Genomic DNA, 7,309 nt, shown 5'->3' with positions numbered 1-7,309 from the left:
GACATCTGCTTGAACTCGTCGATCAGCTTGACCGCCATCGACGGGCTGATCAGCGACTGGCCCTCGTTGACCACGCGGACCGCCTGCGCCACCTCCTCGATCGAGGAGTCCTTCAGGAGATATCCGGACGCACCGTTCTTGACGCTCTCGTAGAGGTCGCCCTCCTCGTCCGACACCGTCAGCATGATGATCTTGGCCGACGGGACACCCTCCTTGATGGCGCTGCACGCCTCGACGCCGCTGCGTCGCGGCATCCGGACGTCGAGGAGAACGACGTCGGGCACGAGCGCGACAGCGAGCTCGGTGCCGGTGATGCCGTCCTCGGCCTCACCCACCACCTCGATGTCGGTGTCCTGGGCCAGGAGCATCGTGAGCCCTCGCCGGAAGAGCTCTTGGTCATCGACCACGAGAACACGGATGGGCTCGGCCCCTGGCCTCACTGTTGCCTCGGTCACGCCCGCATCATGACAGACCCGGGCGTGACCGGTCTTCCCTTAGGCCTCTTCTCAGTCCAGATCGAGCGAAATGACGCCGTAGTCGTAACCGCGCCGGCGGTAGACGACCGACGGCTTCTCGCTCTCCTTGTCGACGAAGAGGTAGAAGTCGTGACCGACCAGCTCCATCTCGTAGAGCGCGGTGTCAAGGGTCATGGGCGCGGCCGCGTGGGACTTCTCGCGCACGACGAGGGGCCCGTCGCCCGTGACCGTGATCGGACCGACCTGACGCTCAGTCACGGTCTCGTCCTCGGGCTCCGGAGCAGCCGGAGGCTCGACGTCGGCCAGCGCCTGACCGACCGAGACCGGTGCGTGCCGTCCGCGGTGGATCCGCCGACGGTCAGCGGCGCGACGCATCTGTGACGCCATCTTGTCCAGGGCGAGGTCCAGGGCACCCATCTTGTCCTCGGCAGCTGCCTCGGCGCGGATCACCGGGCCCTTGGAGAAGGCGGTGAGCTCTACCCGGGTGGCTCGGTCGTGTTGTCGTGGGTTCTTCTCCTGTTCCACCTCGACCTGCACGCGGATGATCCGGTGATCGTGCTTCTCGAGTCTGGCGAGCTTGTCCGAAACATGTTCACGGAACCGCTCAGACACCTCGCAGTGTCGGCCGGTGACCACAACATCCATGTGAACCTCCTCGTAGCGGGGCTGCTCAAGCACTCACGCCTGCACGTTTGGCAAGGTGAGATGGAGCCCGCCCGGCCGACCTGGTCTTCGTCCCCACAATCGCCTGCTGGGGCTTCCGCAGCTTGAATGCCACTACCGGCCCTCTCCCGACGGTCGCCGTGTCTGACGGCGGCGCCGAAGCAGGACTTACGTCTAAGCCGCACCGTGATCGGCTGTCTCCAGCCTTACGTGGACCGTTTCGCCTGCGACTGGCATCGGCTTGCCATCCGCGGGGGTGCGCACGCGCACCGGCCCGGATGACGCAACCACGGACCCGGACGGACTCCATGGACCGACGCTAGCCCCTCCGCCCTCAGGACAAAAGCGAACGGGTCGATTGAGCGGGAAACCTCCGGCGAGTCGCGGCGATGACGGCGATGCCGACCGGGCTCAGGCCCACGGCGGCCAGCGCACGCTGGGCCTCGGCGGCGGTGGCGCCCGTAGTCAGGACGTCGTCACAGATCACCACGTGCGCACGGGTGTGTCGTCCGGCCAGTCGTGCCAGCCGGGCCGACGGGCAGGCCATCGAACCGGCCAGGTTGGCCGATCGCTGCTGGGCGGACAGTCCCGCCTGGTCGACCACGGCGCGACTCGACACCAGCATCGGGGCAGCGGAGGCGGTGAGTCCATGCCTGCGCAGGCGGGACACCGCGACCCGGACGAGTGCGCCCATCGGGTCGTAGCCCCGCCGACGGGCGGATCCCGGCCGTGAAGGCACCGGAACGAGCACGAGCGGCTGCTCGTGGTTCGGTACGGCGCACAGCACCGACTCGACCAGCAGGTCGCCCAGGACCCGGCGGAAGCCGAACTGGCCGCGGTCCTTGTGGCCGACGACCATCTCCCGGACCGCGCCGTCGTAGTCGGCCACCGCCCACGGGGTCACCAGACCCGGGGGCGTTGGCTGCGGCCACGAGATGCGTGCCCGGGCGGGAAGCAGCCCACGGCACGGCGGGCAGAGCATCCGACCGGGACGCCCGCACCCGACGCATGTGCTCCCCGTCACCAGGTCGAGGACGGCGTCACGCACCATGTCATCGCATCAGGCGTGCCGTCCCGCCACAAGGTCCCGGGGACGGTCTGTGGAGGCGCTCAGCCCACGTAGGTGAGCGAGGAGAGCCCCTCCTCCGGCGCCTGGAGCGGGCGCTCGGGGGCGGTGAGGTCACTGACGGCGTCGCGGGCCACCGCGAACACCTCGGCACCCTCGACCGGGGAGCTGACGAGCTCGCGCTTGCCGCCCCTGAGACGGGAGGCTCCCAGGAGGAAGAGCTCGCCGGGCGAGCCGTCCACCGAGATCGTCGCCACCTGGGAGAGGTCGTCGGTGATGTCGGTCAACACCGAGATGCTGGTCGGTGATCGCCAGCCGATGTCGCGGATGACCGGCGTCGCGGCGGCAGGCTCGAAGTCCAGCACCACCGCCCGCGCCGCCCGCAGCACGTTGCCCGACTCGTTGTGGAGGATCCGGCTGGCGACAACCCGGTCGCCCTTCGGCGTACGCACGACAGCGACGAGACGGGTTCCGTCGCGAGAGACGAGCAGGCGGCGTACGTCGCGGCCGCTCATGCCCGGCACGTTGACGGCGCGCGGCGACTGGTCGCCGATGACCACGCTGATGACCGCGCCACCTCGTGCCCGGTCGGCCAGCCAGATCCGGTCGGCGAAGTCCCAGGCGGGGGGCAGCAGGTTGCGGCCGCCACTGGCGACCAGCTCGGCTCGACCAGCCTCTTCCACGGGGGCTACGAGGACGTCCTGGCCGTCGGTGGTGACACCGGCCACCCGGTCACCGGCCAGGTTGACGCCGATGGAGCGCACGCCCAGCCGCTGGCTGCCCATCGCACCGGAGGTCTCACCGAGCGACCCGATGGGTCCACGCACGACGCGCCCGTCCACGAGGCCGAACAGGTCGCCGCTCGCCTGCGCCCCCGTGGGGTCGTACACGCTCCCGAGCTCGCTGGCGACCGGGATCGCCACGTCGGACTCGCCCTGCTCCTCCTCGCCGATCGCGAGCTGCACCGCCTCGATCCGCTGTTCCTGACGCAGGGTCCACACCAGCTGGGTCATGATCAGGTTGCGCCGCTCGTCGTCGACAGCGCTGGGCTCTCCCACGAGGGAGACCTTCGCGACGCCGTCAGCCTCGACCGGCACCGAGAACGACTCGAAACCCGGGGGAACGACGGTGCGACTGACCCTGGGATCGGCCGTCGGGTCGTCCAGCAGACCCCGCACCAGCGAAGACGGCAGCTGGTCCCCCTCGGGGACGAAGACCGGCTCCGGGACGAGGATCTGGGTCGTGGGGTCGAAGAGGTAGAGGGACACGCGGCGATACACGCCCTCGAACCATGTCTCTGGGACGATCAGCGCGTCCGGCAGCGCGTTGATGCGCCACTCGCCGTTCTCGACCGTGAGACCGAACGCCTGGGTCTTCTCGTCCCGCGAGCGCTGCCAGGCGCCTCGCGCGTCGTACATCTCGAGGTTGCTCATGGTGAGTGACACCTCGAGCTCCCCCGCCGGGTCACCCAGCTCGCCATAGGTGACGATCGCCTCCGGTTTCCAGCTCAGCTGCGCGTCTTCGGAGAGGAACTGGCGCGCGACGTTGGTGGTGCTGGGCGTCGCCTTCATCGCCTCCAGGAAGTGCAGGACGATCTCGGTGGCCGACTCCCCCCTCTGCGGCGGCTTGGGGTCGTAGGCGATGCCGGACGTCGTGGTGTCGGTGGCGTCGGTCCGCACCTCGGTGACCGGCCCCTCGCTCGGCATGCGCACACACGCCGACATCACCAGAAGGGCGCAGAGAAGGAGGACGACGCGGGTCGCCAGGCCCCTCACGCGGACTCCAGGGCGTCCACGGGCACGAGCGGCAGCGGGCTGTGCCGTAGCTGCTCGTTGAGTCTGCGGGGCAGCGTGAGCCGGAACTGGGAGCCCTCGCCGGGGCGACCCCAGGCCTGGAGCCATCCCCCGTGCAGGTGGGTGTCCTCGAGCGAGATCGACAACCCCAGCCCGGTGCCGCCGCTCGTGCGAGCGCGTGCCGGGTCGGAGCGCCAGAACCTGTTGAACACCATCGCTGACTCGCCGGGTCCGAGCCCGACCCCGTGGTCGCGGACGGCGATCGCGGCAGAGTGGTCGTCGCCGCCGACGAAGACGTGGATGTCGCGGGACTCGGCGTGGTCGATGGCGTTGGTGACGAGGTTGCGCAGGATCCGCTCGACGCGGCGTACGTCCGCCTCGGCCAGGCACGGGTGGCCCGGTTCGTGCACGATCACCCGCGTGTCGCGCTGCTCGGCGAGGGCGCGCGTCAGGTCGACCACACGATGGGCCACGTGGACCAGGTTGACGTCCTCGGACTCGAGCACCGCCGCTCCTGCGTCGAACCGGCTGATCTCCAGGAGATCCGCCAACAGGGTCTCGAAGCGGTCGAGCTCGGTCTGCAACAGCTCGGCCGCTCGCTTGGTCCCTGGGTCGAAGCTGGTCCGCGCGTCGTGCAGGACGTCGCTGGCCATGCGTACGGTGGTGAGGGGGGTGCGCAGCTCGTGCGAGACGTCCGAGACGAACCTGCGCTGCAGGCGACTGAGCTCCTCGAGCTGGCGGATCTGCTTCTGCAGGTTGCTGGCCATCTGGTTGAACGAGGTCGCGAGGCGCGCCAAGTCGTCCTCACCGGTCACGCGCAACCGCTCCTGCAGCTGTCCGGCAGCGAGTCGCTCGGCGACGCGTCGCGCCATCCGGACCGGCGTGACGACCTGTCGCGTGACCAGCCAGGCCAGTCCGGCGACCAGGAGCAGCAGCAACGCCCCTGCGGTCAGCAACGCCCGACCGACCAGGTCGAGGGTCTCGGACTCCTCGTCGAGGGAGTAGAGGTAGTAGAGCGTGTAGGTCTCGTTGTCGGCCGGCAGGGTGACCTGGCTGCCGACCACGATGCCCGGCCCCTGCGGCAGGCCGGTGACCTCCCGGGTGGTCCGGATCGTGGTGAAGGTCCAGGAGGTGGCTGCTGGTTGCTCGAAGTGCTCCTGCAGCGTCCCCGGCACGCTCGACAGGTCGAGGCCCCGGGTGAACTGGGCGCCGCCGTCCTCGAGGCGGCCGCCGGGCGCGGCGGCGGGCGAGAGGATCACCGCGAAGCCACGAGCGGAGCCGCGGCTAATGATCGGCGCGACGAGGTCCTCCTGCTGCCGGGACTCGTTGACGTCGGTGCCCAGGGCGGAGGAGAGCCGCTCGCGGGCGTCAGTCGTCTCGTTCTCGGCCTCGGCGATCACCTGGTCCACGCGGTTGTCGACGAGACCGTCCCGGGTCTGCTGCATGAGGAACGCGCCCACGATCCCCACCACCGTGGCGGACAGCAGCAGCGTGCTGGCCACCACGCGGGCCTGGATCGAGCGACGCCAGAACGTCAGCGCACGCCGGACGCCGTGGGTCGCGCTGCCCACCGGAGGGATCGGGGGTGTAGCGACGGGAGTCTGGGGCGCGGACATGGTCGGCCTACGCCGTACCGGCCTTGTATCCCACGCCGCGGACGGTCACGACGATCTCGGGGTTCTCCGGGTCGTGCTCGACCTTGGATCGCAGCCGCTGGACGTGCACGTTGACGAGCCGCGTGTCGGCGCTGTGGCGATAGCCCCACACCTGCTCGAGCAGCACCTCGCGGGTGAAGACCTGCCACGGCTTGCGGGCCAGGCACACGAGGAGGTCGAACTCCAGCGGAGTCAGGCTGACCAGCTCCTCGCCGCGCATCACGGCGTGCCCCGCGACGTCAATGCTGAGGTCGCCGATGGTCAGGGACTCGTTGGTGGGCGCGTCGTTGCGGCGGACGCGAGCGCGGATGCGCGCCACGAGCTCCTTGGGCTTGAACGGCTTGACGACATAGTCGTCGGCGCCGGACTCCAGGCCCACGACCACGTCGATGGTGTCACCCTTCGCCGTCAGCATGACGATGGGGACCCCGGACTCGGCCCGGATCTCCCGGCAGACGTCGATGCCGTCCTTGCCCGGAAGCATCAGGTCGAGCAGGACGAGGTCGGGCTTGAAGCTGCGGAAGGCTTCGAGGGCCAGGTCACCGCGAGTGACGATCCGGCTCTCGAAGCCTTCCTGACGCAGCACGATGGACAGCATCTCGGCAAGCGATGAGTCGTCGTCCACCACCAGCACGCTGCCCCTCGTGGGCTGCTCGGTCGGGCTCATGCAGGCAGTCTGCCTCAGTATCGGTACAGATCGGACTTGTAGGGGCCTTCGACCGGCACGCCGAGGTAGGCGGCCTGCTCCTTGGTGAGCTCCGTCAGCTCCACACCGAGGGCGTCGAGGTGGAGTCGGGCGACCTCTTCGTCGAGGTGCTTGGGCAGAACGTGCACGCCGAGGTCGTACTCGTCGGCCTTGGTGTAGAGCTCGATCTGCGCCAGCACCTGGTTGGTGAAGGAGTTCGACATGACGAACGACGGGTGACCGGTGGCGTTGCCCAGGTTCATCAGGCGACCTTCGGACAGCACGATGATCGACGTACCGCTCGGGAAGGTCCAGACGTCGACCTGGGGCTTGACGTTCTTGCGCACGACGCCGTCGAAGGTCTCGAGGCCCGCCATGTCGATCTCGTTGTCGAAGTGGCCGATGTTGCCCAGGATCGCCTGGTGCTTCATCTTCGCCATCTGCTCGACGGTCACGACGTCCTTGTTGCCGGTCGCGGTGATGATGATGTCGGCGATGTCGAGGACGTCGTCCAGCGTGGTGACCTGGTAGCCGTCCATGGCCGCCTGCAGCGCGCAGATCGGGTCGATCTCGGTGACGATGACGCGGGCGCCCTGGCCGCGGAGCGACTCGGCGCAGCCCTTGCCTACGTCGCCGTAGCCGGCCACGACGGCGACCTTGCCGCCGATGAGGACGTCGGTCGCGCGGTTGATGCCGTCGATGAGCGAGTGGCGGCAGCCGTACTTGTTGTCGAACTTCGACTTGGTGACCGAGTCGTTGACGTTGATGGCCGGGAAGAGCAGCGAGCCCTCCGTCATCATGTCGTAGAGACGCAGCACACCGGTGGTGGTCTCCTAGGTGACGCCCTTGATCTAGCCGGCGATCTTCGTGTAGCGGTCCTTGCTCTCGGCGAGCGAGGCGTTCAGGACGTCGAAGACGATCTTCTGCTCGTGGCTCTTCGCGGAGGCCGGGTCCGGCGCGACGCCGGACTT

The 7,309-nt window shown here is 69.0% G+C and carries 6 protein-coding genes and 1 pseudogene; all 7 read right to left on the bottom strand.

Going from position 1 to position 7,309, the window contains the following annotated elements; translation table 11 throughout:
- A partial coding sequence (locus tag JWN68_RS05325) for a response regulator transcription factor (protein WP_297735771.1) occupies positions 1-455 on the bottom strand: 455 nt, incomplete at its 3' end.
- 51 nt (positions 456-506) lie between these two features.
- Positions 507-1,121: a ribosome-associated translation inhibitor RaiA gene (raiA, locus tag JWN68_RS05320; RefSeq protein WP_297735768.1), complete on the bottom strand. Its 615-nt coding sequence runs from the start codon at positions 1,119-1,121 to the stop codon at positions 507-509.
- 352 nt (positions 1,122-1,473) lie between these two features.
- On the bottom strand, positions 1,474-2,043 hold the full coding sequence (locus tag JWN68_RS05315; protein WP_297735765.1) for a phosphoribosyltransferase family protein: 570 nt from the start codon (positions 2,041-2,043) through the stop codon (positions 1,474-1,476).
- A 206-nt stretch (positions 2,044-2,249) separates the two neighbouring features.
- Positions 2,250-3,980 (bottom strand): LpqB family beta-propeller domain-containing protein, encoded by a 1,731-nt coding sequence (locus JWN68_RS05310; protein WP_297735762.1) that lies wholly within the window; start codon positions 3,978-3,980, stop codon positions 2,250-2,252.
- Complete coding sequence (gene mtrB, locus JWN68_RS05305) at positions 3,977-5,569, bottom strand: MtrAB system histidine kinase MtrB (RefSeq protein ID WP_297735759.1); 1,593 nt, start codon at positions 5,567-5,569, stop codon at positions 3,977-3,979. The genes JWN68_RS05310 and mtrB overlap by 4 nt, the downstream gene beginning before the upstream one ends.
- 52 nt (positions 5,570-5,621) lie before the next feature.
- Positions 5,622-6,320, bottom strand: coding sequence for an MtrAB system response regulator MtrA (gene mtrA, locus JWN68_RS05300; RefSeq protein WP_297735757.1), 699 nt, complete (start codon positions 6,318-6,320; stop codon positions 5,622-5,624).
- Between the two features lie 14 nt (positions 6,321-6,334).
- Positions 6,335-7,309: pseudogene (locus JWN68_RS05295) on the bottom strand (adenosylhomocysteinase); the annotation flags it as partial.

This window comes from Nocardioides sp. (genome assembly GCF_025964975.1).
Taxonomy (GTDB): Bacteria; Actinomycetota; Actinomycetes; order Propionibacteriales; family Nocardioidaceae; genus Nocardioides.
The sequence above is the reverse complement of the archived record's forward strand: the minus strand, read 5'-3'. Positions and strand labels throughout refer to the sequence as shown.

Bases quoted from the DNA above. Each gene is read 5' to 3' on its own strand.
- raiA (WP_297735768.1), bottom strand. From the start codon at position 1,121: ATGGATGTTGTGGTCACCGGCCGACACTGCGAGGTGTCTGAGCGGTTC.
- mtrA (WP_297735757.1), bottom strand. From the start codon at position 6,320: ATGAGCCCGACCGAGCAGCCCACGAGGGGCAGCGTGCTGGTGGTGGAC.